This window comes from Methanosarcina flavescens, assembly GCF_001304615.2.
Lineage (GTDB): Archaea > Halobacteriota > Methanosarcinia > Methanosarcinales > Methanosarcinaceae > Methanosarcina > Methanosarcina flavescens.
The window spans coordinates 3,049,728-3,073,932 of the sequence record NZ_CP032683.1 but is presented as its reverse complement, the minus strand read 5'-3'; the positions used below and the strand labels follow the sequence as shown (position 1 = coordinate 3,073,932).

General features: G+C 42.2%; 26 protein-coding genes. 13 read left to right on the top strand and 13 right to left on the bottom strand.

Annotation, left to right across the window (positions count from 1 at the left end; genetic code table 11):
• Nucleotides 1–1,425, bottom strand: a complete 1,425-nt coding sequence (locus AOB57_RS13465) for a hypothetical protein (protein WP_054299552.1) — start codon at nucleotides 1,423–1,425, stop codon at nucleotides 1–3.
• Between the two features lie 289 nt (nucleotides 1,426–1,714).
• On the opposite strand from AOB57_RS13465, the gene AOB57_RS13460 reads away from it, so the two are divergent.
• Nucleotides 1,715–1,927 carry a hypothetical protein gene (locus AOB57_RS13460; RefSeq protein WP_054299551.1) on the top strand — a complete coding sequence of 71 codons (213 nt, stop codon included), beginning with the start codon at nucleotides 1,715–1,717 and terminating at the stop codon, nucleotides 1,925–1,927.
• Between the two features lie 200 nt (nucleotides 1,928–2,127).
• Nucleotides 2,128–2,340 (top strand): hypothetical protein, encoded by a 213-nt coding sequence (locus tag AOB57_RS13455; RefSeq protein ID WP_054299550.1) that lies wholly within the window; start codon nucleotides 2,128–2,130, stop codon nucleotides 2,338–2,340.
• Nucleotides 2,341–2,387: 47 nt separating this feature from the next.
• On the opposite strand, the gene AOB57_RS13450 is transcribed toward AOB57_RS13455, so the two are convergent.
• On the bottom strand, nucleotides 2,388–2,909 hold the full coding sequence (locus AOB57_RS13450) for a protein-tyrosine phosphatase family protein (protein WP_054299549.1): 522 nt from the start codon (nucleotides 2,907–2,909) through the stop codon (nucleotides 2,388–2,390).
• Nucleotides 2,910–3,261: 352 nt separating this feature from the next.
• On the opposite strand from AOB57_RS13450, the gene AOB57_RS13445 reads away from it, so the two are divergent.
• Entirely contained in the window at nucleotides 3,262–4,419 is a 1,158-nt protein-coding gene (locus tag AOB57_RS13445) for an LL-diaminopimelate aminotransferase (protein WP_054299548.1), read from the top strand.
• A 164-nt stretch (nucleotides 4,420–4,583) separates the two neighbouring features.
• Here AOB57_RS13445 and AOB57_RS13440 read toward each other — a convergent pair whose 3' ends face one another.
• Both AOB57_RS13440 and AOB57_RS13435 read right to left on the bottom strand, forming a co-directional pair.
• On the bottom strand, nucleotides 4,584–5,129 hold the full coding sequence (locus AOB57_RS13440; protein ID WP_054299547.1) for a ferredoxin domain-containing protein: 546 nt from the start codon (nucleotides 5,127–5,129) through the stop codon (nucleotides 4,584–4,586).
• Nucleotides 5,130–5,355: 226 nt separating this feature from the next.
• Entirely contained in the window at nucleotides 5,356–6,597 is a 1,242-nt protein-coding gene (locus AOB57_RS13435; protein ID WP_054299546.1) for an MBL fold metallo-hydrolase, read from the bottom strand.
• A gap of 1,332 nt (nucleotides 6,598–7,929) precedes the next feature.
• On the opposite strand from AOB57_RS13435, the gene AOB57_RS13430 reads away from it, so the two are divergent.
• Together AOB57_RS13430 and AOB57_RS13420 are read left to right on the top strand one after the other, a co-directional pair.
• Entirely contained in the window at nucleotides 7,930–8,748 is an 819-nt protein-coding gene (locus AOB57_RS13430) for a hypothetical protein (RefSeq protein WP_167829637.1), read from the top strand.
• Nucleotides 8,749–9,327: 579 nt separating this feature from the next.
• Nucleotides 9,328–10,452 carry a right-handed parallel beta-helix repeat-containing protein gene (locus tag AOB57_RS13420; RefSeq protein ID WP_054299543.1) on the top strand — a complete coding sequence of 375 codons (1,125 nt, stop codon included), beginning with the start codon at nucleotides 9,328–9,330 and terminating at the stop codon, nucleotides 10,450–10,452.
• Nucleotides 10,453–10,541: 89 nt separating this feature from the next.
• Here AOB57_RS13420 and AOB57_RS13415 read toward each other — a convergent pair whose 3' ends face one another.
• The 4 genes from AOB57_RS13415 to AOB57_RS13400 form a co-directional block, all read right to left on the bottom strand.
• Nucleotides 10,542–10,679: a hypothetical protein gene (locus AOB57_RS13415; protein ID WP_167829636.1), complete on the bottom strand. Its 138-nt coding sequence runs from the start codon at nucleotides 10,677–10,679 to the stop codon at nucleotides 10,542–10,544.
• An 82-nt stretch (nucleotides 10,680–10,761) separates the two neighbouring features.
• Nucleotides 10,762–13,056, bottom strand: coding sequence for a DNA topoisomerase I (locus tag AOB57_RS13410; protein WP_054299542.1), 2,295 nt, complete (start codon nucleotides 13,054–13,056; stop codon nucleotides 10,762–10,764).
• 357 nt (nucleotides 13,057–13,413) lie between these two features.
• Nucleotides 13,414–13,905, bottom strand: a complete 492-nt coding sequence (locus AOB57_RS13405; RefSeq protein WP_054299563.1) for a TIGR00725 family protein — start codon at nucleotides 13,903–13,905, stop codon at nucleotides 13,414–13,416.
• Nucleotides 13,906–13,940: 35 nt separating this feature from the next.
• Complete coding sequence (locus AOB57_RS13400; RefSeq protein WP_054299541.1) at nucleotides 13,941–14,462, bottom strand: DUF367 family protein; 522 nt, start codon at nucleotides 14,460–14,462, stop codon at nucleotides 13,941–13,943.
• Between the two features lie 596 nt (nucleotides 14,463–15,058).
• Between AOB57_RS13400 and AOB57_RS13395 the strand changes: the two genes are divergently transcribed.
• The 5 genes from AOB57_RS13395 (at nucleotide 15,059) to AOB57_RS13375 (ending at nucleotide 18,947) form a co-directional block, all read left to right on the top strand.
• The gene (locus tag AOB57_RS13395; RefSeq protein ID WP_054299562.1) at nucleotides 15,059–15,622 is read left to right on the top strand and encodes an HdeD family acid-resistance protein; all 564 of its coding nucleotides are present in this window, start codon (nucleotides 15,059–15,061) and stop codon (nucleotides 15,620–15,622) included.
• Nucleotides 15,623–15,684: 62 nt separating this feature from the next.
• The gene (locus AOB57_RS13390) at nucleotides 15,685–16,065 is read left to right on the top strand and encodes a hypothetical protein (protein WP_054299540.1); all 381 of its coding nucleotides are present in this window, start codon (nucleotides 15,685–15,687) and stop codon (nucleotides 16,063–16,065) included.
• Nucleotides 16,066–16,303: 238 nt separating this feature from the next.
• Nucleotides 16,304–16,657: a hypothetical protein gene (locus AOB57_RS13385; RefSeq protein ID WP_226999521.1), complete on the top strand. Its 354-nt coding sequence runs from the start codon at nucleotides 16,304–16,306 to the stop codon at nucleotides 16,655–16,657.
• A gap of 195 nt (nucleotides 16,658–16,852) precedes the next feature.
• Entirely contained in the window at nucleotides 16,853–18,421 is a 1,569-nt protein-coding gene (locus AOB57_RS13380; protein WP_226999714.1) for an MFS transporter, read from the top strand.
• Nucleotides 18,422–18,632: 211 nt separating this feature from the next.
• The gene (locus tag AOB57_RS13375) at nucleotides 18,633–18,947 is read left to right on the top strand and encodes an ArsR family transcriptional regulator (RefSeq protein ID WP_082384297.1); all 315 of its coding nucleotides are present in this window, start codon (nucleotides 18,633–18,635) and stop codon (nucleotides 18,945–18,947) included.
• 105 nt (nucleotides 18,948–19,052) lie between these two features.
• Here AOB57_RS13375 and AOB57_RS13370 read toward each other — a convergent pair whose 3' ends face one another.
• The 5 genes from AOB57_RS13370 to AOB57_RS13350 all read right to left on the bottom strand — a co-directional run bounded on the left by AOB57_RS13370 (nucleotide 19,053) and on the right by AOB57_RS13350 (nucleotide 21,757).
• On the bottom strand, nucleotides 19,053–19,628 hold the full coding sequence (locus AOB57_RS13370; RefSeq protein ID WP_054299537.1) for a FumA C-terminus/TtdB family hydratase beta subunit: 576 nt from the start codon (nucleotides 19,626–19,628) through the stop codon (nucleotides 19,053–19,055).
• Nucleotides 19,628–20,470 (bottom strand): fumarate hydratase, encoded by an 843-nt coding sequence (locus AOB57_RS13365; RefSeq protein WP_054299536.1) that lies wholly within the window; start codon nucleotides 20,468–20,470, stop codon nucleotides 19,628–19,630. The genes AOB57_RS13370 and AOB57_RS13365 overlap by 1 nt, the downstream gene beginning before the upstream one ends.
• Before the next feature lie 263 nt (nucleotides 20,471–20,733).
• Entirely contained in the window at nucleotides 20,734–21,006 is a 273-nt protein-coding gene (locus AOB57_RS13360) for a DUF1294 domain-containing protein (protein WP_054299535.1), read from the bottom strand.
• A 50-nt stretch (nucleotides 21,007–21,056) separates the two neighbouring features.
• A complete protein-coding gene (locus tag AOB57_RS13355; protein ID WP_167829635.1) occupies nucleotides 21,057–21,218 on the bottom strand; it encodes a hypothetical protein in 162 nt (53 codons plus the stop codon).
• A gap of 56 nt (nucleotides 21,219–21,274) precedes the next feature.
• A complete protein-coding gene (locus AOB57_RS13350; RefSeq protein WP_054299534.1) occupies nucleotides 21,275–21,757 on the bottom strand; it encodes a hypothetical protein in 483 nt (160 codons plus the stop codon).
• A 446-nt stretch (nucleotides 21,758–22,203) separates the two neighbouring features.
• On the opposite strand from AOB57_RS13350, the gene AOB57_RS13345 reads away from it, so the two are divergent.
• The 3 genes from AOB57_RS13345 to AOB57_RS13335 all read left to right on the top strand — a co-directional run bounded on the left by AOB57_RS13345 (nucleotide 22,204) and on the right by AOB57_RS13335 (nucleotide 24,136).
• A complete protein-coding gene (locus AOB57_RS13345; RefSeq protein WP_054299533.1) occupies nucleotides 22,204–22,632 on the top strand; it encodes a PKD domain-containing protein in 429 nt (142 codons plus the stop codon).
• 557 nt (nucleotides 22,633–23,189) lie between these two features.
• Complete coding sequence (locus tag AOB57_RS13340; RefSeq protein ID WP_167829634.1) at nucleotides 23,190–23,342, top strand: hypothetical protein; 153 nt, start codon at nucleotides 23,190–23,192, stop codon at nucleotides 23,340–23,342.
• A gap of 95 nt (nucleotides 23,343–23,437) precedes the next feature.
• Nucleotides 23,438–24,136, top strand: a complete 699-nt coding sequence (locus AOB57_RS13335; RefSeq protein ID WP_167829633.1) for a COG1470 family protein — start codon at nucleotides 23,438–23,440, stop codon at nucleotides 24,134–24,136.
• Nucleotides 24,137–24,205 lie beyond the last annotated feature (69 nt).

Sequence of the window (24,205 nt, the reverse complement as noted above, 5' to 3'; positions counted from 1 at the left end):
TCATTTGTAGTTGAAATTCCACCAGCTGCTCTTCTCACTTTCCTGACCATCAGAACCGACAGTCCATACACGCCAGCGCCCTCGTGCCTTAACCTGAGGCTCAAATGAATAGCTCGTTCCTGTCATGCCGGATTCTATCCTAGAGCCGGTTGATTCCGAAAGCCATAAACCGGAACCCGGATCATATTCATCGATTTCTACCGTATAACTTGCCGCACCTGGAACAGGTCTCCATTTCAATGTAATCCTAGATGTGGAATCATCAAATATGGTACCATCAGCAGGCGAAAGTTGCTCTGGTTTTGAAATGAACTCAGGAGAGGGCGTAGAAACCTGTTCCTCAGAAGCAGGTGCAAAAGCCTCCTGTACAGATACGACTCTGGTTGCATCCACACTCCCTAACTCATTTGTGGCTGTCAGGGTATAAGTCGTGGTTTCACCAGGGGAGATACGCTGGCTTCCAGTGAGACCTACGGTTCCTATTTCGGGATATATCGAGACTTTCGAAGCCCCGGATACACTCCATGTTAGAACTGAATTTTCTCCCTGCCTAATAGCATCTGGAACCGCATTAAAAGAGTCTATGGATGGCAGATTTTCTTGAAATTCCCGATTTTCCTGAGATCCTGCATTTTTCTGAGGAACAGAGTTCTCTCCTGGAGCTGGATTCTCTGGTGACGGGTTCTCTCCAGGCGCTGGACTTTCCTCAGATGCCGAATTTTCCTGAGGCGCTGTATCTTTCTGAGGGGTCAGGCTTTCCTCTGAAGATGGAAGCTCTGACGAAGGGACATTCTCGGAGGATAAAGCGTTTCCTTCAACAGCAATGGTACAGTAAGCAACATCTTCTTTATCACCGTTAGAGGCTGTAAGCTTGTATGTAGTGGTAATGGCCGGGGTTACGTTCAGTGTTCCTGTAGGTTCAGTAACTCCGATATCAGGCTCTATGGTAACTTTTGAAACCCCGGTAACGTGCCAGTTCAGGAATGCACTTTCGCCCTGTTTGATGGAATTGGGATTTGAATCAAATGAGCTAATGATTAAGGGCTCTTCCGAGCCATTACTAACCGTGACCGTACACATAGCCACTTTTTCCTTTCCCTTATCGGTAGCTGTCAATTTATAAGCTGTAGTTTCGGAAGGAGATACAGAAAGTGACCCATTCGAACTTACAGGACCTATACCAGGCTCTATTGTGATATTGTCCGCTCCTGATACTTCCCAGCTCAAAACTGAAGATCCACCAGGCTCAATAATTTCTGGGTCTGCGTTAAAACCGCTGATTTCTAGCGCAGCTACGGGGAAAAGCGCCTTAAGAGCAATGGCTATGCTCAGAATTGTAGCAATTAATCTTATAGCTTCTGGCAATGAGGACCACATGGATTTTACATGATCCCACATTGATTTTTTACTGTCCTCTTTATCCATAACCATACTCCATATAACCTGTAAATTAGAACAACAACCATACCGCTGGCAGGTTGGAAAACAATATTTTCCAGGAAAGTTCGCCTGAAAAGCTAATTTAAACATTGGTTCCTTTTTTGGATTGCAGTTAAAATATATCCCGTAGTTTAATAGTATAATATATATTAATTTCGGGATATATTTTTCAAAAAGTTAGAAAGCAAAAGCCTGCAGGTCAAGCTATTTATATGCTCTGTTTAATAAGTATTATTTTAATTATTATAATAGAGGCGAAAATATAGGTGATTACATGAATAATCACTGCAAGCAAAAACACGGTGTTCCCGCCCTATTTTCTTTTTTCGTCCCGGGTCTGGGACAGCTAGTAAAGGGCGATGTAGCCAAGGCTGTTGGCATCTGGGGAGCCCTGATAGTCTGTGCATTTATGAGCATTGTAGGAATTGGATTACTAATGGGCCTCGTTGTGTGGATTGCACAAGTATACGATGCCTATAATGCATGAAAAACAGGTAATGCATGAGGAAACAAGTTAACAGGTCAAGAAAATCGTTTTACAGGATCTTTTTAAAGGAGAGTGATTTTTCTAAGTTAATTACTCAAGTTACTTAAATTACTTAAACTATTGAATTACTTAAATTGCTCAAATTACTTATCAAATTACTTATATTTCACTATTATTAAGCGTTTAAAAAGGTAAGCTTTATGAACTATTACTGCAAGAAAACACACGGAATTCCAGCTTTATTTTCTTTTTTCGTCCCTGGGCTTGGTCAGCTTGTAAAGGGAAATCTGCTCAAGGCGTTGGGTATCTGGATAGCCTTTATCGTTACCAGCGCTTTGCATATTTTCGGGATTGGATATTTAATATGGCTGATTATATGGGTCTGGCAGCTTTATGATGCCTACAATGCCTGAGTAAAAAAGGTTGAGTGACATCTGAATAGAATATTATTAGAATAAGATCAATATCTTCGTACCATCTCAGCCTGCCATTCCGTTTCCGGCCATCCTCTGAAACCCCTTGATTTGTTTATCCTGTCCAGGTAATCTATTACTTCATCCGCGGAAAAACCAAGATCCCTGAGCACACACCCAATCACCGTGCCAGTTCTGCCTATCCCGCCCACGCAGTGGACGACAATGCCTTTTCCTGCTTCCATTTCTCTTTTTACAACACTAGCTGCTTTCCTGACAAGCCATTCCAGCGTATCAGGATCATTCGGAGCATTACCATAGTGCAGGTCTTCCAGTTCCGCAGAAAAAAGTACTTTGAGAGGATAGGGGTCATAAGATACCTCAGAATCACAGAGACAGACAACGCCTGAGAAACCTGCATCACCTATTTTCTCCCAGGGTGTGTTCACGGCTGGATAAGACATGCCAGCCAGAGGTACAGGTTCTTTGAGCACTACGTAGAATTTTAGGGGGACTCGGATGCCTTCGATTACGGGCATTGCGAGGGGAGTAAGTAATGAGGAAGACATGATAGAAGTATTGGGTTTGGAGATATAAAATATAATTAGTCAAGCTAGAAGCATCTGAGGAAGAAAAGAGCCCAAATTTTATCTCAAGAAATTCCAACTATTCTACGGCACTCTTCCAGATCCTTAAATGTAGAGGACACAAATATACGGGCCATCCAGTTCACTTATCTTACAGCTAATTTTTCTAGAAACAGATTAAAATACTAGAAGTTAAATATTTTGAATTAATTTGATCCTCATAGATAAAAAATCACTCGACTGCTTATAATTCCTTTATCCCATACCTTTTAATATTCCCACTACCGTAACTATGAAAACTATTCATGCCAATCATCTTTAGGTGACTTTATCAATGTACTCTGACCGAATCAATGCATTACCCCCATACCTTTTTGCGGCTATAGACGAGGCTAGGGACGAATTAATTGCCAGGGGAGTTGACGTGATCGACCTTGGCGTGGGAGACCCTGACATGCCGACGCATCCGCATATTGTAGAGGCTATGCGGGAGGCTGTTTGTGATCCGAAAACGCACCAGTATCCTTCTTATGCCGGGATGGAGAATTTCAGGAAAGCGGCAGCGGACTGGTGTAAGAAATATAAAGGAATTGAGCTCGACCCTGCCACAGAAGTGCTTTCCCTGATTGGATCAAAGGAAGCGGTTGCACATATTCCGCTCGCTTTTGTCAATCCGGGGGATGTTGTACTTTATACCGATCCGGGGTATCCGGTTTACAAAATAGGGGCGCTTTTTGCCGGCGGAGAACCGTATCCATTGCCGCTGACTGCCGAGAATGATTTCCTGCCTGACTTGGACTCGATCCCGGAGGACGTCCTTAAAAAGGCAAAGCTGTTCTTCTTTAATTATCCAAACAACCCGACGGCTGCAACTGCGGACATGCAGTTCTTTGAAAAGGTCGTTGCGTTCTGTAAAAAGCACGACATTATTGCCGTGCACGACAATGCTTACTGCCAGATGACTTATGATGGGTACGAAGCCCCCTCTTTCCTTGCTGCCGACGGGGCAATAGATATTGGTATGGAACTCTATTCGCATTCCAAAACCTATAATATGACAGGCTGGAGGCTCGGGTTTGCGGTTGGAAATAAGGATCTTATAAAGGGGCTCGATAAGGTCAAATCTAATGTGGATTCAGGCGTCTTTGATGCCATTCAGATAGCAGGCATTGCAGCTCTGTGCTCCTCCCAGGCCTGTGTTGAAGAATCAAACAAAATCTATCAGGAAAGGCGTGATGCTCTTATCGAAGGGCTCACAGCTATGGGGCTTGAAGTAAAGCCGCCAAAAGCCACTTTCTACATATGGGCACCTGTCCCGAAGGGCTTTACCTCAATGAGCTTTGCTAAACTCCTTCTCGAAGAAGCCGGAATCGTTGCAACCCCTGGAGTCGGGTTTGGAGACACCGGCGAAGGCTACATCAGGTTTGCCCTTACAAAACCAGTCGAGAGGATTAAAGAAGCTGTCGAAAGGATGAAAACGCTGCAGTTCTAACTGCTGAGCTTAAAAGATTTAGAGAAATAACTCTGGCCAGACAAATGGGATACATGGCCAGAAAATTTCTTTTTTATAAAGTGTACCCTCTTTTTCTTAAATTCTGAAACATCTTCTAAAAGGCTTTAATCATCTTTATAAGATCTTAGAAGCCTCTAAAACTCTCATTTTCTATCAAAAAATATATTTTTCCCGGTTATACTGAGCGGAATTCCAAAAACGACATCTGCATCCATCAAGCACGCTGTCCTTGCAGCTGCGCCAATCGAATACATAACCCTGTTGTCGATACAGAGGTCTTTAGCTTTTGCAGCTGCTGCGCCGATTGCAATTCCAAGGTCCACATATTTGAGCATGCAGTTAGGGCCCCTGAACTCCACTTCTACTTTCTGCCGGTCCAGCATCTCGGCACAGGTTTTAAACCCACAGGCTCCGCAATCCAGGCCTGCAGCACCACTGGTTTTAACCCCTATGAGAATTGCAGCCCTAGCATCTCGAAGATTTGCAGCATCTCTTTTCAGAAAAGTAAAGCTTGACCCTTTTTCATCTGCCAGCCTTTCCATTTCCGAGGCAAGCCCTTCAATGTCTTCTTTCTCAACCAGGGCAGTTACAATATCGTCTATTCCTTTGGCTTTGGGGGCAGTCCGTGCAGCCAGGAGGATGCTCTTTGCAAGTTCTTCAAGCACTTCGGATTCAGGATTGAGAATCATGCTCAGGTATTGGAACTGTCCGGGTTTAAATATTTCGCAGGTTTTTAACAACCAGCAGAGCTTTAAAAGGTTAAAACGACTACTGAAAGCCTCAAAAAGCGGCTATTAAATCTTCAATATGGATAAAAAGATAAGAGGATAAAAAACAAAGAAAGCTCCTTAAGCTTCTAAAAAGGCTATTGAAACTTTTAGGGGATGAAACTTCTCAGGAGAAGACTAGCTTTTCTTAAAAGCTAAAAGTATGTCCGTTTGCAGGTGCATACGCATCCACACCGATTTCTTCCAGAATCCATTCTGCAAAAATTTCGGTTCTATCCCCATGCATTACAAAGACTCTCTCAGTGCCTTTTTTGCAAAAATCCTTCACAACCTTTTTGAGCTCGCTGTCTCCGCTGTGGGCGGAAAAGTCATACTTTTCTACCCTGGGCTTCAGAGTAAGAATATCTGATGTGGTCTCGATAAACCCGTGCTCAAGAGCCAGCCTGCCGTTTGTGCCCTCAACCTGGTAGCCTGTAAGCAAGACTTTTGATCTGGGATCTTTGTAAAGCCGGCTCAGGTAATACAGTACCGGGCCGCCATTCAGCATCCCAGCCGTGGTAACAATGACTGAGGGTTCTTTAAGGATCGAGTCCCGATGCTGGTCATTTACGGGAGTAGCACGTCTGAATGCCCTGTCAAGCCGCCCCGGATCTTTCAGATATTCGGGGTACTTTTTAAGGATCTTGTACACATCCCTGCCCATGCCATCCACATACGCATGAATTCCGTGGGCATCAAGCAGCATAAGTATTTCCTGTGTCCTGCCTATTGCAAAAGCAGGAATAAGAGCAGTACCTCCCCTGTCCACAGTATCCAGTACCGATTCTATAAATCTTGCTTCGGTCTCCTTTCTCGGGACATGTTCCTCCCCGTAATACGTGCTCTCAAGAATAAGCGTATCAGCTTCGGGAAACTCAGCCGCCCCGGGCACTAGCCTTGTTTCCTGAAGGTTGAAATCCCCGGTATAAAACAGGCTCTCTCCAGCTTCGGATTCCAGGAAGATGCCGGATGCCCCAGGGATGTGTCCTGCATTGTAAAAGCAAATCCTGTATCCGTGGCTTTTGAAAGGCTTGTTATAGTCTACTTTTTGTGTCCGCCTGCCAAGCTTCTGGAGGTCATCCGGATCAAAAGGGGATACTCCTGACAGCGTGTTCTCTGCAAGCTTCAGGGTATCCCTGCCGAGAAGAAAAGTAAATTCTGCCGTCGGCGGGGTCATGAAAACATCGGGATTCTGGTACATCAGGTTGGGCACAGCCCCACAGTGGTCAAGGTGCCCGTGTGACACAAGCACAACCTTCGGTTCCATGCCGTTGAGAGGATATTCCGGGATATCTCCTGCCTTTATCCCGTAATCGAGCAGAACCTCCCCATTCACAAGAAAACCCGAACGTCCGACTTCCCTGCATCCGCCTTTAAAAGTAAGCTCCAGAATAAGACCTTCTTAAAGTTTATTAAAATTTTACTATAATATCTGATATAATATTTGCTATAATATTTGTTAAATTCTTCTGTGAGCACAGGAATCAGGAATTTTTGGTGTCTAAACATTACAATATTGCTAATTCATATCTTAAACAATATTTTTATATAGTATCAAAACGTAATTTTTTACATGGAAGCTTTTTATCCGTGTATGTTTTGTGAAGCAGTATTTGTTGACCTGGGGTATGCAAAAGACCACATGAAGGAGTGTCACTCTAAAGACAGGAGGATGTGCAATATCTGTTCTGATATATCCGATTGAAGCATATTTTTTGTCTCCAATCATTTACACATAAATTATTCTGCATGACAAAAACAGCCAGGTATGACGTTTGGAAAATCTCTTGTCATTACCTGTAAATGGGCGTTAAATGATGCAAACGAAATAACAAAATGGGATAACCGAATTAGAGTTGTCGATCAGTTTCTGATATTTAAGAATATCCCACGGGATCCTTCATTGAGCACATCAATTCAACAATTCATGGACTACACGGATGAGAAAGGAAGAGCAAAACTGGTTCACTTACGAGCCTGATACTCTAAAAAGCCTTTTCTTATGGCGGTAAAGCCGGAAAAGGTAAAACCGCGAATATGTGAGAAACTGTACCTAACGTCCGACTTCCCTGTATCCGCCTTTAAAGGTAAGCTCCAGAATAAAACCTTGAAAATTTATTAAGATTTTACTATATCTGCTATAATATTTGCTGTAATATTGTTAAATACTTCTGTGAGCGCAGGCATTCAGGAGTTTCTTCTTTTGTCCTAGAATCAGAAAACATGAGTTATAAGTCGTTTACATAGCTTACAGAGCCTATATTAGAGCCTCCGGATACAAATCTTTGGGATTTCCGGAGGTTTTCGTGGGTCCCATGAATTGCTCGGCTCTATTCTTCTAGGCTCGCACAGGAAATAGCCAAATCATTGTCCAGTAACTTTTCTATCTCCATTCAGTCTCTAGGAAGGGCTTCGCAAGGATATAAAGAATGTACAGGCTTGAATAAGTTACACTGACTCTTCTATAAATTATTTTTGTCCAAAATGTCTAACTGATATTTAAATACCCATTTCAGTTCTCCTCAAATATGTAATTATTTTTAATCTGTAATTAACAGAACATAGTAATAAAATTTATAATGATTGTGGACAGATACAATGTATTAATTAAAAAAGTTGCAAAGTAAATTAAAACCCCACTTGCCAGGAGGCATAATTTCAGTTCTGAAGTATTCAGGCTTGCCTAATTCTTCTTCTTGAGCAAAGGAACGAGGAAAAATAAATGATAATAGGAATAAAGTTTAGAACATACGCTTTGCTTGCTGTAGCACTACTAGCGAGTATCTTAATTTTGCCAGGAATAGCACTAGCAACTGATTCTAGTTCGGATATTTTGGAAAAAGTAAATTATGATAAAACCTCCCTTCGTTTTGCCGAAGTACTAGATAACTTTGAAACAGTTACTGCGAATCCAGATATCTTCTTGGAAGATGTTACAGATGGTAGAGTAAAGATGAAATTGCTCGGAAAAGAGTTTGATTTGGAACTTGAGAATACTCACATTCTAAATGATGATGCGAAAGTTCTCATAGATAACGAAACTGGGAGTTATGCTATACCAGCAGCAAAAATCAATACATACAGAGGAAAAGTTGTTGGAGAAGAAAACAGTGATGTAGGATTTGCTGTGTCGGATGAGGCTCTTATCGGACATATTGAAGTAGGAAGTACCTATTATGCTATTGAGGCAACAAATAAAACAGTAGGTGGAAAAGTAATTCTTGTTGTTTTCAGTTCTGACAATATAAAAAAACGTGAAGACAAAATAATCAATTATTGTGAGGTTGAAGAACAATCATCTCTGGAAGATTTATCTAACATTAAAGAATCTGATTCTTACACAATACTGAGTACAACATACATAGATATTCTTCCAGCTTATGATCAAGATTTTAAAAATATATACGGGAGTGATTCCACTGCCCAAGCTGAGATTTTAAGCAGGATCAATGACGCAGGAAATGCATATTCACCTGCTAGCGTAGTTTTCCGTATTACAAATTATAAAAAATATGGTTACCTTTCATCCGGAACTGGATAACAAATCCTAAACTTTTTCAAATCTGACATTCCTTCATATCGTGATATAACAAATAGTGAAGTGACTTAGCAATACTGTTTTATGGAAAAGATTTAACCGACAATGTTATCGGAAGGTCTACTACCTACACTGGAGATTCAACTAAAGCATATTCTATAGCTCAGATGGTAGATGGACCAGGGACTTACGATGCAACTCCTAATGGAAAATCCGCTCTTATAGCACACGAGCTCGGACATAATTTCGCTGCAAATCATAATGAAGCATTCAAATGGATGGAAGGCAGCACACAGGTCTATTCCACAATGACTGGTGGATGGGTGACTGACAGTGTAATGAGATGTAGGTTCTCTTCTAACGATGGTGTCCACGGAAATAGTACTTGCAATAATATCCAACATGTTCAGTCTACTAAAACTACTGTGGCTGGATTCCAATAAATTTTGACGAGATAATTGCCTCACAATAATGACAATTATCTCTTAATTTTTATTTAGCCAATTAAAACCCCATCGAAGTTTTAATTACATTATTAGTAGACTGCATATATTACATGCACATACTGGATAGGAGATATAAATGAGGAATATACTTTCTTTTTTAATGACATTTTTTATAGTGGCAACGATTTCATGCGCTGAAGCGGTTACAATCACAGTAGATGACGATATTGAGGGAGCAAATTATAAAAGCATACAGGATGCTGTTGACAATGCAACTAATGGTGATACAGTTCTCGTTTATCCAGGCAATTATACGGAAAATGTATATGTAAATAAAGAATTAACAATTACTTCTCTCTCTGAAAATCCGGTTGATACTATTATTCATGCCGCTAACTCTGAAGATAACGTATTCAATATTATAGCAGATAACGTGACCATTAGCGGCTTTGGAATAAGCGGTGCTGGAACAGACCAGTATGGAGATGATAAAGCCGGAATTTATTTTGAGGGTGTAAACAACAGTGTCATAAAAAATAATAATTTCTCTTCAAACGGTTATGGCATTTCTTTACTTGACTCATACAACAATACACTTACCGATAATAGTGCGTACATGAGTACCATTGGTGGGATTTTCCTTTGGAACTCCAGCAAAAATAAGGTGGATAATAACCTCATAAATGCGATCAAACATCAAGGTATATTTATATACACATTCAGTAATAATAATGAAATAAGCAATAATACTGTCAATTATTCCAGATCTGGAATTGATTTGGTTTATTGTGAAAACAACACAATCGTAAATAATACCATATCAAACACTTTTTCAGGAATTTTACTTATCGAATCAAACTGCAGTTCTCTGATTAACAACGTTGTAAAATTAAATGACTGGAGTGGTATAGATCTTGAGTATAGTGCAGAAAACACACTATACAATAATACTGCAAGTTTTAACAATAATAACGGGATATATTTAGTCGAATCGAGTGATAATAGGTTGGATCACAATAATGCATCAAATAATATGGGATATGGCATAAACATTAATAACTCAAGCAGGAACAATATATTAACTGGTAACATTGCAAATTCAAATGGTAAAGAAAATATACATGTTGTTGATCCAGAGAATAATACAATAAACGGTTCAGCAAACAGTCCAGCTCAAGAATTGCCGTTTAGAGGTTTTGTGCTAGCAATTATTGCAATTACAACTATAGCTTTAATATTTAGAAAAAGAGGATATAAGTAATTCAGGAGTTAATCAAAAAATTGATTTAAAATTTGATTTAATTTCCTGCTGCTAACATTACAACTCCTGGGTACGATACTTCTCTGATTTCATATCTGGAAACGCTCATTTACATGATCTATCCAGCTAAGGAACCTTTCTATTGTGTTTTCTATCTTTTCTGGTAAAAGCCGCTCTCCTTCGTCGAGCGTGGCAAAAGCGACCAGATAAGGTGAATAAGGTCGCACGGATCAAGAATTAAGGTTCAAATTTATAACCGGCTATAAAAACAGCCAAAAATAAAAAAACTGACGTCAGTTAAGACAATTTTCATGCGTCCTCAACTGCGCCGTTGTCCTCAACTGTACCGTTGCGTTCAACTGTACTGTTGCACGAGACCTGCCAGTTTTTAACCTTCTTTACGCTGATCTTTATTGTTTTTGCAAGTTCTACAGGATCGGCTTCTGCCAGGGCTTCCACGCTTGTAATTCCGGCTTCTTCCAGTTTCCCGGCTGTGGCTTTTCCCACGCCTTCGAGATCCTTGATTGATTTCGGGCGCTCTTTTTTCGGCTGCTGAGCCTGCTCTTCCTCCTGGGTTTTTTGCCATTCTATGAAATTGCACTGCGGGCAGCCGAGATCCCAGGGACGTTTACCTGAATTGATTATGCGGATGTGATGCAAGCCATGGGTTTCACACATCTTGTCAATAACCACGATCTGTCCGCTTTTTGGCAGGGGAAGGGAAAAGGTACAGTTTGGATAGTTGCTGCAGCCTATAAAACGGCCTCCTCTTTTCGAACGCCGGATCATAAGTTCGTTTCCGCAGCCTGAGCAGATGCCTATAATCTTGTCTTCCCTGAGACCTGCCTGGAGGGATTCCACGATTTTGTCCCGGTTTTTGTCAAGTTCCGAGAAGACCTGCTTTAACATCTCCCGTGATTCCTCAAGCACCTCAGCCTCTTTGATCTCGCCCTCGGCAATCCGGTCCATGTTTTCTTCAAGCAGCCTTGTCATGTCCGGCTTTGTGATGGTAGGGGAATATTTCTCAAGGGTGTCCACTACTGCAAAAGATGTATTCGTGGGCTGTACCGGATTTCCGTGGATGTAAGCCCTGGAATAAAGCTTGCTGATTATCTCGTGCCTGGTGGCTTTTGTCCCAAGCCCCAGATCTTCCATAATATTAATAAGTTTTCCCTGCCCGTAGCGGCCCGGCGGCTGGGTTTCTTTGTCCAGCATCTCTTTCTTTATAACTTTCAGGGAATCGCCTTTGTGGAGTTTGGGGAAGAGCCTGTCTTCAGGCGCATTGTAAGGATAGTACCATCTCCAGCCCGGCTCTACAAGCCTTGCCCCGTTTGCTCTGAATTCCTCCCCCTGAATATCAAGTTTCAAACGCATGGTTTCCCATTCGCTCGGTCCGGCGAAAGTTGCAAAAAACCGCCTGACTACAAGCTCATAAACCTTCCATTCTTCCTCTTTTAAGTCGGCTTCTTTTGCAAGGGAAACCGGAAAAATCGGTGGATGGTCAGTAGTCTCTTTCTTGCCTCGCGTGGGGATAAGTTCGGCTTTTTTAAGCAAGGCGTTTGCGTACTCTTTAAAAGGCCCCTTCCTGAAAATCTCAATCTGGGCTTTCAGATCAAGGGTATCAGGATAAACCGTATTGTCAGTTCTCGGGTATGAGATATAACCGTTAGTGTAAAGGGATTCGGCTATGCGCATTGCATTTGCGGGACTGAGCCCTATTGAATTAGCTGCGCTTATGAAACCTGTTGTATTGAACGGAATCGGCGGCTGGTCCGTCTTTTTTCCTTTCTCAATTTCTTTTAATTTCGCCTGTTTTCCTAGCTTCTTGAAGACTTTTTCTGCCTCCTTTTTATCCAGAAAGCGGCGGGTTGAGTGCTGAGCTGAAAAAGTCTCTCCTTCAGCATTTTGAAGTTCGACATGAATCTCCCAGTAAGGAGTCGGGACAAAAATATTTCTTTCTTTTTCCCTGTCAACAATAAGAGAAAGCGTAGGCGACTGTACCCTGCCTACCGAGAGGAACATTTTCCCAAGCCTGCCTGCGGCAAGAGAAATGTAACGGGTGAGGGCTGCACCCCATACAAGGTCGATGACCTGCCTTGAATGGCCTGCATCCGCGAGATTGAAATCTACATCTGTTGGGTTTGAAAAAGCAGCTTCTATTGCTTTTGGGGTTATTGCGCTGTAGCGGACCCGGTCAAAAGGAACATCTGGATTTACCTTTTTTATAATATTGAGTGCTTCGACTCCTATCAGTTCTCCTTCCCGGTCGTAGTCAGTGGCAATCGTAACCCTGCTTGCCTCTTTTCCCAGGCTTCTCAGGGCAGTTACAATCTTCCGGTTAATAGGAGTTGTTACGATCTCGGCATCAATAAGGGCTTTAGCATCCACCTTCTGCCAGTTATTGTACTCCTTGGGAAAATCTATCCCTACAATATGGCCCGACAATCCTACTACTGCAGTCTCCTGCTTCTTCCCATCGGAGGACACGGCCTCGTACCGGTATACGTCCACTCCGCTGACTCTATCCTTCTTCGGGTTCTTTGGAGCCAGAATCGCAGCTATCCTCCTTGCTGCTATGTTTTTTTCCGTTACGATAAGGTGCATCTAAAACTCCGGTATAACTTTATGTATTCTAAGTAATAATTGGCTTACCCCAAAACTCCTGCCAGTCTGAGACAAAGCCTGCCTCCTAATTCATGAAGTTTCCTTTTGTAATATAAATTTTTGGATCGGCTCTCAAGATATACTGTCATCCATAATTAGAATTAGGCACATAACTCTTTATCACAAGCCTTTTAAAAAAAGGCTTGAGCGAAAATCATTTCTCCACTATAGCCTCTCTTCTCTTTATTACAAGCCTTTTAAAAAAAGCTTGAGCGAAAATCATTTCTCCACTATAGCCTCTCTCGGGCCCTTTTCCAGATATTCCCTTTTAATATCTTAAGCTCTCATAGATTTCTCTCAGGCAATCTTCTTAACTTTTACATTACCTTCAATCAGCCTGAAAACGAGTTCTACAGCCTCTTCAGGACTTTTCGCCCTGTGAACACCTTTGATTTCCCAGTTTGGCTCAAGCACGACCACAGGCTTTCCCATTTTCAGGCCGAAAGCTATCTCGGAAAGGGTTCCATATTCCCCACTGACCGCGATCAAAGCATCCGAAGATTGAGCTATGAGCGCGTTTCTGGCATGTCCCATTCCACTGACGACCGCAAGATCTATCCAAGGATTTGCTTCTTCTCTCCGGGTTCCGGGCAGAATTCCAAGAGTTATCCCTCCTTCCTGCTTTGCTCCGTATGCTGCAGCCTCCATAACTCCTCCCAGGCCTCCACAGAGTAAAACTGCCCCTCGTTTTGCTACTTCTCTCCCTACCATTTCTGCAAGAAGCCTTGTTTCGCTGCAGCAAGCTCCTGCACCTATAACTCCAATCTGTTTTCTGGTCACTATTTTCACCGTTGCTCTACCAGGCAGATGTCCTTCAGAAGTAATCAAATATAATGACTCTGGATTTCCACTATCTCAGCACTATTCTTCGCGGTTGCATACTCTTCGAGCGGCTCCTTATTAAGCTCGAGAAAGCTATGTCCCCAGTTAAACTTGGAGAGAACTCTTTCAGCCTGTTCTTTGTACCCCAGGATGTAGAGAGCTGCTGCAAAGGCTTCAGCTGAATTAAGTTTCAAGGGCCTTCCGAAATTCACAGGATTGCCTGCGAGCAGGTAGGGAAGGGCTCTATGCTCAAGGTTCAGCTTCCCAAGCTCGGGAAAAATCCTCTCTACCTCTTCCCAGGAACAATCAAGCACGATAATTCCTTTTCTTGGGTCATCGGCTGGGGAAAGGGCTTTTTCAGCAGTCGGATCCAGAAGGATCGCCGACCTGGGCAGCCTTGGTATCCTGTCGTAAAGGCGGGCAAGGTCAAAGCGAGCCAGTTTCCTTCCTGTGCATTTTTTAGGGTCACACTGCCTGGCATGGTAGATATAAAGGGGAATATCCCGTTGATTTGTCGGTTTCATGCTTGATCTTCTGAGATATGGAATTCTACTTAAATGGTTTCCTTATTTACAATTTTTCTTGTATCTGCTTCTTTGCATATATGTATCAGAGATTTATCCTTAACTGAACGTTTTTTAGAATTAATCATAAGTTAATTTATATATAATTGTCCATATATATCTATCTATGCCACTGCTTCGTCTTTAGTCAGGTGTGCAAAGAGATTAACATGGAAACTAATATCTTAAAATTGTAACGGCAAATCTCGGTGTGGTTTATTCAAGGTAGGGTAGATTATATAAATTACAGTAAACCTCATTGATGAATTAAACAGGGATGAGAGATTGCCTACTTTGTGGAGGGGGAAGGCTATACTCTATTTGACTCTGGTCATTCCTGAATGGAAATAAGTCATCCCTAACATGAAATTCTGTGTACGGATAGAATGTATGCTTAGTTGTGCTCAAATCCTTATTCTGGCTGCAGAAGGTATGAAGAGCTAGTAACCTGGAAGATGAACTACATGGAACAAATAACCTGGGGAGATGAACTACATGGAACAAATAACCTGGGGAGATGAACTACATGGAACAAATAACTTGGGGAGATGAGCTATATGGAACAACCAGTTGATGTTGCGGAAACATCGTTCGGTCCTGATGACGAGATGGGTTATGCACCACTTGAATTACCCAGGTGGATTGTCTTGCTTGAAGGTATTATTGCTATTCTTATAGGCTTATTTCTCTTATTCAGGCCTGGTCAAACCACTATCTTTCTCATACAGATTTTAGGTATTTTCTGGCTGGCAGAAGGAATTCTTTCTGTTATAGGAGGGCTGATATACTCTGGGAACAGAGTATGGAAACTGCTGTCGGGCATCCTGAGCATTATTGCAGGAGCAGTTATACTGATGTACCCTATCTACAGTTCCGCTGTAGTTCTTACTTTATTCGTTATTTTCATAGGGATATGGGCTGTTATCACCGGAGTTGTGAAAATTGTCCTTTCCTTTAAAGGAGGAGGAAGGGGTATAGGAATCATCGGCATCCTAACCATAATTTTAGGCCTGCTTCTCCTAGTCAACTTTGCGGCAGGAGTTCTTGTTCTACCGTGGGTATTTGGGCTCTTCCTTATTCTCGGAGGGATCGGGACACTTATTGAAGGATTTAGAACGTGAGCCTGATGGAGGATTTTTCAAGTTAAATATAGGAGACAAAGAGAAAATAAGGAGACAGGAATATGGATAGACCTATTGGTGTTACCATTCTAGCTGCCCTGGCTGTATTGCTGGCAGTTTTAAACGCTATTGCAACGCTTCGTTTTCTTGGCTTTTTTCCCTTTATAGGGCCTCTGGATATACGTATTTTTAATCTCTGGTACGTTCTGCTATACGGTCTGATGACCTACATATGGGCATGGGTGGCTAAGATGCTCTGGGAGGTAAATCCACAGGGCTGGATGTTTATGGCTGTTATTGCGATATTTAACCTTTGCCTGGATTTCGTGATTCTGGTCACAGGCGGTTCGTGGCTTGACGTTAATTTCTCGATAATTATTAACGCCCTTATCCTCATCTATATGATGCTGCCTGGAGTTAGAGAGGCATTCGGGACAGACTAAAACATGTTTGTATCAGGGAGGCTGGGAATCCCTGATGTCCCATAACCCTCTGCCTGCTCCTGCTAACCAGCTCTCTAGTAGGAGTCTTCATTTTTCCGTGGGCACTTGGTTTTTTCCTTATTATCGGCTGATTTAGAGCTGTCATCGTGAAGCTAAAAGTGACAACCTGAAAAGTAGTTTTCCAGGACAAATATAAGGAGATAGGGAAATAGACAGACCTATTGGTGTTACTATTATAATGTTTATGGCTGTACTGCTGGCATTTATAAATGCCATTACAATGCTTCGGTTTCTCGGTTTTCTACCTTATCTGGGTACGACTGTTGGAATCCGTGTTTTCAATCTCTGGTATGCCCTATTGTATGGTCTGCTCGCCTACGTATGGACCTGGGTTGCTTATATGCTCTGGCAGGTGGACAGACAGGCCTGGATATTCCTAGCAATTATTACGATATTCAATCTCTGCCTAAGTTTTGTGGTGCTGGTCACAGGCGGTTCATGGTATGATGTAAACTTTACAGTTATCGTGAACACTCTTGTCCTCATCTACATCATGCTGCCGGGGGTAAGAAAGGCATTCAGGACAGATTAAGGGGTGGAGACACAGGTGGCATGGATTGCGATTTTTAAGATTCATAAAAAGGTTCGCGCCTCCTGTTCTTATCCCCGAAGTGCCTGGTGTAAACGGGAGAGTTGAGCTTCTTGCCACAGGTTATGTGCCTTATATTCACTTACAGGAGGCGGTGACATAGAGAGAAAGACCGTACTCGCTGCACTCGTGCTTGCGATGTTCATACTCGTTATTGACACAACAATTATGAACGTTTCAATTTCGGCACTTATAGAGGAGTTTAATACAAATGTTGCTACTGTCCAGGCTGCCATTACCCTCTATGCCCTTGTAATGGCATCATTTATGATCACCAGGGGAAAGATCGGAGATATTATTGGCAGAAGAAAGGCATTCAGGATGGGACTAATTATCTACGGTACTGGTTCTCTCCTGACTTCAATCAGCCCGACAATGGCTGTACTGTTTTTAGGCTGGTCAATCCTCGAAGGTTTTGGGGCAACCTTTGTCATGCCTGCTATCCAGACGCTCGTGACTTCAAACTATAGCGGAAAGGATCGTGCCCTTGCTTATGGCATAATAGGAGGAATTGTTGCAGGCGCAATTGCCCTTGGACCCATTATAGGAGGCTGGCTGACAACTGCGTACACCTGGAGGTATGCTTTTGCCGGAGAGGTTGTGATTGTGGTTCTTGTCCTGTTGTTAAGCCGGTACATTCTGGATGCGCCCCTTGAGACTGAAAAGAGACCAAAGCTGGATATAGTTGGCACAATACTTTCTGCACTTGGGGTAGGACTTGTTGTTTTTGGCGTGTTACTGGCAGGAACCTATGGCTGGTGGAAGGCACGTCAGCCCTTTTACATAGGAGGGGTTGAAATTTCCCCTTTCGACCTTTCCCCGACCCCGGTATTTATTTTAGCAGGGGTTATTATCCTGCTGTGCTTTGCTCTCTGGGAACGTCACGTCATTAATCAAGGAAAGATGCCGCTCATAAGGGTCGATGTGCTCAGGGACCGTGGGGTTACTTCAGGCGTTTTTACTCAGATGATCCAAACCCTTCTTTTTGGAGGTTTCCTGTTCAGCATGGCTCTCTTCTTTCAGATCGCTCTGGGCCTTAACGCGATGCAGACTGGCTTTCTCTACCTTCCCCTTTCCATACCGCTTTTAATTGCTTCGCTTGCAGCATCCCGATTATCTGCCCTTATAGCCCCAAAGCGCATCATCCAGGCTGGGCTGTTCATACTTATTGCAGGGCTTTTTCTGGCTATAGCAACCATCAATGTGGAGGTCAAAGGTCTTGGCCTGTTGACCGGGTTTGCCTTAATAGGTATAGGTGGGGGGCTTATAGCGCCCCAGGTAATGAACTTAGTACTTTCGCAGGTAGCTCCTGAAAGAACGAGCGAGACAGCTGCCCTTATGAGCGCTTCCCAGAACCTAGGCATGTCTATAGGAACTGCCCTGATGGGTTCCATCGTCATTGGAGGTCTGATAGTAGGAGCCACTGCCCTCATAGATGACAACGCTGTTATTCCGGAGGATATTAAGCCCTCTGCGATATCTGCAGTAAAGGAAAATGCCATCTTTTTGAGTGATGAAGAACTGATGGCTATCCTGAAAGATGCTCCTCCTGAGCTTTCACAGGATGTCTTGAGGATCAATGAAATCGCCCGCATTGTGGGGATAAAAGCCTCCCTCTGGGGGCTTGTAATTGTCGCGGTATTGGGCATAATCATCTCAATCTTCCTGCCGCCTGAGATTCTGATGTCTCCGCAAACAGAACAGTAAAAAAGTCAATAGGTCGGAAAATTCTGAGGTTTAGGTCTGGATCAATTTCCCTAAACTCTATCTCAGGGAAAAACGCTTTTTATCTTTTTCACTTCTCTTGTTGAGGGTAGAATTTATTTATCCTTTCTTGTGTCAGTTTTATTTAAAAGAACTGAGTCTGTCTGCCAGTTAAAGATTTTAAGCTAATTTATTAAAAGATTTTTATATGAGAATGAAAAATTATATATCTATCTTTTTTACAGTAGAAGTGATGAGATCTTCTCTGATCACAGTTCTTCTCTCTTCCGAAAAAAGGACCGATTTGCTTCTCCTTCTCAAAGAGAAACCCCGGACAATTGAGGAAATCAATAGTGAGCTTGGTACGAACTCCGTTGCAATCCTGCCCCAGCTAAAAAAGCTAAAAGAAAATGGGCTTGTAATTCATGAAGATAAGGTATACGAACTTTCCCTACTCGGCAGAATTATTGTTCAGAAAATGGAATCCCTTGTAATCGCCTTCAGGCAGCTTGAGAATGATTATTATTAAGCCCATTAGATGTATGATATCTCTTGTCTGAGAGCTTTACAGAACCCTTTTTCCTGATATCACGAATCCGGCAGACTGCTGAGATGTGAAAAGGCATTTTTGAGTTTATTTCTGCTTTTCAAACTTTTCTTGAGCTTTTTCCCTTACCTCTGAGAAAATATCCTTTCCTTTTGCATCAATCCCTACTATAAGCGGCCCGAACTCTTCTACACTGAGCACCCATGCAGCTTCAGGCATTCCAAGATCAAGCCAGTGGACTGCTTTTACCTCCTTGATTAATTCTGCGGCAAGGGCTGCACATCCGCCTGTATAAGCCAGATAAACACATTTGCCCTTCAGGGCATCAGTTACGCCTTTCATACCGCCTTTTCCAATAATTGCCCGAATTCCGTGAGATCTCAGGAGAGGTGGCGTCATTTTTGACATTCTGCCGCTGGTTGTAGGGCCTGCCGAAATTACTTTCCAGCCGTTCTCGGTTTGCTGCATAAGTGGGCCACAATGATAGATTACTGCCCCTTCAAGGGAGAAAGGAAGTTTCTCTTGCTTTTCGTCCATTTCAAGGATCCTTGCATGGGCTTCATCCCTGGCTGTCAGGATTTCTCCCGAGATATAGACGATGTCTCCGGCGTTGAGTTTCTTTATATCTTCGATCTCCAGCGGGGTTTTCAGGTGATATTCCATTATTCTTCCCCTCCAAAAACAATCGAAGCATGCCGGTTTGCCCAGCACTGGATATTTACTGCAACCGGAAGGGATGCGGTGTGGCAATGAGCAGTTTTCACGTGCACTGCAAGGGCGGTTATGCTACCTCCCAAACCCATACAGCCTATCCCGAGCGCGTTTACAGCCTCAAGGATTTCTCTTTCCAATCCTTCCATCTGGGTGTCAAGGGGCTCAAGCAGAGCTTCTTTTGCAAGCCTGGCTGCTGCATCAAAAGAACCCCCAATTCCGACTCCTATGGTCAAAGGAGGGCAGGGCATCCCTCCGGCATTCACTATGGTCTCGAGTACAAAGTTTTTGATATTCCCGGTATCTGTCGGGTTAAACATCCGCAAAGAGCTCATGTTTTCCGAGCCTGCGCCTTTGGGAGCAACAGTAATTTTTAAATGATTTCCGGGAACGAGCTTCCAGTGAATATCCGGAATTCCAGTCCCTGTATTGTTCCCGCTGTTTTTCCGGGACAATGGATCTACAGCATTCGGGCGGAGTGGAATTTTAGCTGTCGCAAGGATTACAGCCTCCTGAATCGCAGCTTCGATGTCAAAACTTGGCTGAAATTCGTTTCCAATCTCTGCAAAAAAGATCATTATACCCGTATCCTGGCACATGGGAACTCCATGCTTTTTTGCAATCTCAATATTCTTCAGGATTGCCTGGAGCTGGGATTTTGCAACAGAGTTTTCTTCGGCGGTTTCGGCTTTTCTGAGTGCATCCACCACATCTTCAGGAAGTTCGATTTCCGCTTTTCGCAAAAGGTCTGCAATAGACTGGATAAAGGTTTCACGGCTGATTTTTGAGGGCAAGAGATCACCAAAACAGATCTAATATAACAGATATGAGAGAACAGATTCAAATCTCCCATCGCCTTGCAGGCGAATTCTGTATTTTTAATAGGGCGAAGGAGAGCTCGCGCCTTCTCCGAGGTGGGACGAATCCGTCACCTCTCTCATAATACATCCTCTGATTATGTTTTTTAACTTATAAACTATACTGTTGTCAAGATTTGTTCTGGAAGCTACGAATGTTATAGACGCCACTTGACTTCGCTATTTAATTATAAGAACTGTCACAGATTGATCCAGAGCACAAGCAGGAGGTGAACTCCAGCAAAGGCAGGTACAAGAATTTTGAATATGGGCTTCTGGGTCTTATGCCTGAAGTGCTGCATCCCGAGCAGTGCACCTATCGGACCGAAGAGAGAAGCAATCAGCAAGTTCTGCTCAGAGATTCTCCACCCTGCGTTTTTCGCTTTGAATTTATCCATTCCATACAGTGTAAAAGAGGCTGCATTAAGAACGGCATAAGAAATAGGAAAAAGTAGATATATAACTTCTGTCATGAGAGAGAATTCTCCTTAATAATAATTAAAGGCTGTGATATTTTGCTCAATTATATTGGTCTGAGAAAACCCTGTATAACTGCTGACCCTTTTCTTTCTTCATAGCTGCAGATATCCTGTCGGGCCAGAAATCCTGGTCGTTGGGTATTGGCTTCCTCTTCTTCTGGGAAAATCTTTTTCCTGCCCGGAAGAATAGGCATTGTAGAAAGCACGATAGCTGCCCTTTATACAGGACTGGGGGTTCCAGAGACTCAATTCTGCAGCACCGTTATATTTTCAGGTTTCTGAGAATTTTAGACGAGATCGCAAACCCCATGCAGGTGTCCAGGGTTGCCGAAGTCATTATACCTATTACTTTCCCTTCCTGTACGATAGGAGAGCCGCTGTCTTCCGGAGCCGGCATGTCATGGCACTGGAAACCCAGGAAAAGCAATGAAGCCCCAGAATTAGCTACCCTGCAGTAATGGATAGTACGGGTATCATTAATGAGCTTAGCCAGTTCAAGTTCAGCCGGGCTGCCAAATTCCGTGATTTCAATCTCGCTACCGGGAGGAAGCTCTATCAGGGCTAGGTGATGGTCTTCTAAAATTCTAGTAACAGCGAGTGTTTTTCCATCAACGGTCAGGCGGTCTCTTTTTCCCTCGAAGATATGTGAAACTGTAACCGCATAAAACACTCCTTTGAGCGAGATAACCGCACCGATAGTACCATGTTTTCCATTATGAAAAAAGGAACTGCCTGCTTTTATCATAAGCTTTTATCAACCTGCAGATTTTGTTCTGACCTGATTTATTGGATTTCCAGGGCTTATTAAAATACTACGTTAAGGTCTGCCTAGGAGCAAGACTCTCGATATTGCGTAACGAGTTATAGCCAGATTCCTGAGAAATAGATGCTGCTCTAATAAATTTTGAAAGTTTTATAGATTATTACTTAAAGTAAAGAGTTTTCTTAAGATTTTTTATTACATGACCTTCCCATAATCTCTAATTTTGAGTCTGTAACGATTGAGAACAGTATCAAAGAATTTTTCTTTTTTCTAATCTTTTAAAAAGGATAATAAAGCATTATAAAGCTTTAAATTTGTATCAGGACTTTTATTTTATTTTCTGAAAATAAGTATGTTTATATGATAATTTCTCCTGTTGTTTCTACTTACCAATCTCTTGGTTAAACTAAAAAACATAGGAGGAAAATATGAAAAATAATAGAAAGTCTTTATGGAGAATGACAGCGATTGTTCTCACCACGCTGTTGATGTTGACTCTATTGTCTGAAGGAGTCTATGCAAAATGTATCGTAACCCCCACTCCCCTAGGCGCAGGGACTCCTCCAGCAACAGCCCGTATATCCAGTGGGAATAATCGTATTGATTATACAGCAGTAGCCGCTTCAAGTAGTGATCCACGAGTAGTGCAGTTTAAGGACCTCTCAAAAGGTAAAGTGACGTATATTAGATGGGACTTTGGTGACGGGACTCATCTCGAAGGAACAAAAATAACCCCAGCATTGAAAAACCCGGTACATAAGTATAAAAAGACTGGTTTTTACATCAGTTGTATGACTATTAAGTGTGAAGGTTGTGTTGGTAAGCTGTGGGTCCATAAGAATATTGTTATTAAGTAGATTTAAAAAGTTAAAAATCTACTAATAACTTCTATTTTTTTATCTATTTTTTATTTATGAGTTGATCCTAAAACTCAAAATTGAGTCCCATGATATCAAATCCCCAATAACCAACCGAGTTTATGTCACGAAATTTGTTCTGGGAATTCTTATTGATTTGAGAAATATTTTTGGTTTTGGAATGGGTTCACTAATAAAATTACCTTTTTGTTTTTGGAAATAGCTTCGAATTTTCGATTGACTCTCCAAAAGTAATGCTTCGGTTCTAACTTAATTCTTTAAAACTTCCCTTTTATCCGGAATTATCCTATGAACCGGTTTTTGTTAACGTCAATCTACAGCCGGACCACTCATTTTTCTTCCTTAAGTAAACCATGCAAATGCAGTAATTCATCCCGCAGGGAGCAACAAGTAAAGTTTCATTCAATAGTGTACTACCACGTTTATACTCATTTCTGCTCCAATAATATTTCTAGCGCACTGCTTAATCTCAATTCTGACTTTTTATAAAGTTGATTTATGTGTTAACTGCCAGAAACATTTTTCATAAAAATTATATGTATAGAAGTTATAAAGTTCGTGATTCAATCGGTTTGGAATACGCGATTGAAACCCGGAATCTGGAGACTCGATCAATTACTTACAAAATGGGAATGGGACTTGGAGAGGTCATTTCGAGTTCCAGGCTTGCTCATGAACATTACTGGTGAATATTATTCATAAATAAATGAAAGGAGTCAGAAGTATGGGTAAAAATATTGCATTAAAATTAGCATTTCAATTCTTATGTTTACTACTTTGCCTGGTGTTAATACCGGTTTCGTTTGCTCAGCCTGATAAGCTTACCGGAAATGTAACCTGCGAGAACGGAACTTGCGAAGATTCTAATATCTCTAAACCGGTAGCAGACAACGAAGGTTACACCCTACACACAATAAACTCGACCTATTATTCTGTGTATCTCACGCCGGGAAGCAGTGAGACCTTCAATGTCAGTTTCACGAACGAAGGTAACAAAAAGCTCAATGTAGCTCCGAAAGTTATGACTGTGCCTGGCAGTATCTACTCCCTCAACAAAAGCTGGATTACAATATCCCCGACAAAAGTGACTGCAGATCCGGGCATAAAACAGAACTTTGCGGTTGAAGTAAATGTGCCTGAGGATGCAAACAGCGGAGTATATTATGCTAAGATAATCTTTACAAATGACACGTATCCTCAAGAATACGGCACATCCCAGTATGTTAATGTACTGGATCTCGAGATCACAGTGCCTAAGCTTGAGTTTCAGAAAGCCTTCATTTTCGATAATGTTGATCCAGGAAAGGAATATGTATACAAGATAAAAATTAAAAATTTAGCAAGCAAAGATGTAACTATAGATCCGAAAATACTGGACATCGAACATGTTCCTGAACCCGCTTTCAGTAGCGACCTGATAGAGATTTCTGCGCCTTCAGTCATAAAAGCTGGTGTAATGAACCTCCTTCCGTTCCTTTCGTAAAAACCTTTAACACTAAAACCGTAGACCCAATAACGATTAAAGTTTCGGCTGATATTGATGACCCTAGCT

Excerpts from the sequence above, each read along its gene's own strand:
- AOB57_RS13465 (WP_054299552.1), bottom strand. The coding sequence starts at position 1,425 with ATGGATAAAGAGGACAGTAAAAAATCAATGTGGGATCATGTAAAATCC.
- AOB57_RS13460 (WP_054299551.1), top strand. The coding sequence starts at position 1,715 with ATGAATAATCACTGCAAGCAAAAACACGGTGTTCCCGCCCTATTTTCT.
- AOB57_RS13455 (WP_054299550.1), top strand. The coding sequence starts at position 2,128 with ATGAACTATTACTGCAAGAAAACACACGGAATTCCAGCTTTATTTTCT.
- AOB57_RS13450 (WP_054299549.1), bottom strand. The coding sequence starts at position 2,909 with ATGTCTTCCTCATTACTTACTCCCCTCGCAATGCCCGTAATCGAAGGC.
- AOB57_RS13445 (WP_054299548.1), top strand. The coding sequence starts at position 3,262 with ATGTACTCTGACCGAATCAATGCATTACCCCCATACCTTTTTGCGGCT.
- AOB57_RS13440 (WP_054299547.1), bottom strand. The coding sequence starts at position 5,129 with ATGATTCTCAATCCTGAATCCGAAGTGCTTGAAGAACTTGCAAAGAGC.
- AOB57_RS13430 (WP_167829637.1), top strand. The coding sequence starts at position 7,930 with ATGATAATAGGAATAAAGTTTAGAACATACGCTTTGCTTGCTGTAGCA.
- AOB57_RS13420 (WP_054299543.1), top strand. The coding sequence starts at position 9,328 with ATGAGGAATATACTTTCTTTTTTAATGACATTTTTTATAGTGGCAACG.
- AOB57_RS13410 (WP_054299542.1), bottom strand. The coding sequence starts at position 13,056 with ATGCACCTTATCGTAACGGAAAAAAACATAGCAGCAAGGAGGATAGCT.
- AOB57_RS13400 (WP_054299541.1), bottom strand. The coding sequence starts at position 14,462 with ATGAAACCGACAAATCAACGGGATATTCCCCTTTATATCTACCATGCC.
- AOB57_RS13395 (WP_054299562.1), top strand. The coding sequence starts at position 15,059 with ATGGAACAACCAGTTGATGTTGCGGAAACATCGTTCGGTCCTGATGAC.
- AOB57_RS13390 (WP_054299540.1), top strand. The coding sequence starts at position 15,685 with ATGGATAGACCTATTGGTGTTACCATTCTAGCTGCCCTGGCTGTATTG.
- AOB57_RS13385 (WP_226999521.1), top strand. The coding sequence starts at position 16,304 with ATGTTTATGGCTGTACTGCTGGCATTTATAAATGCCATTACAATGCTT.
- AOB57_RS13380 (WP_226999714.1), top strand. The coding sequence starts at position 16,853 with ATGTTCATACTCGTTATTGACACAACAATTATGAACGTTTCAATTTCG.
- AOB57_RS13375 (WP_082384297.1), top strand. The coding sequence starts at position 18,633 with ATGAAAAATTATATATCTATCTTTTTTACAGTAGAAGTGATGAGATCT.
- AOB57_RS13370 (WP_054299537.1), bottom strand. The coding sequence starts at position 19,628 with ATGGAATATCACCTGAAAACCCCGCTGGAGATCGAAGATATAAAGAAA.
- AOB57_RS13360 (WP_054299535.1), bottom strand. The coding sequence starts at position 21,006 with ATGACAGAAGTTATATATCTACTTTTTCCTATTTCTTATGCCGTTCTT.
- AOB57_RS13350 (WP_054299534.1), bottom strand. The coding sequence starts at position 21,757 with ATGATAAAAGCAGGCAGTTCCTTTTTTCATAATGGAAAACATGGTACT.
- AOB57_RS13345 (WP_054299533.1), top strand. The coding sequence starts at position 22,204 with ATGAAAAATAATAGAAAGTCTTTATGGAGAATGACAGCGATTGTTCTC.
- AOB57_RS13340 (WP_167829634.1), top strand. The coding sequence starts at position 23,190 with ATGTATAGAAGTTATAAAGTTCGTGATTCAATCGGTTTGGAATACGCG.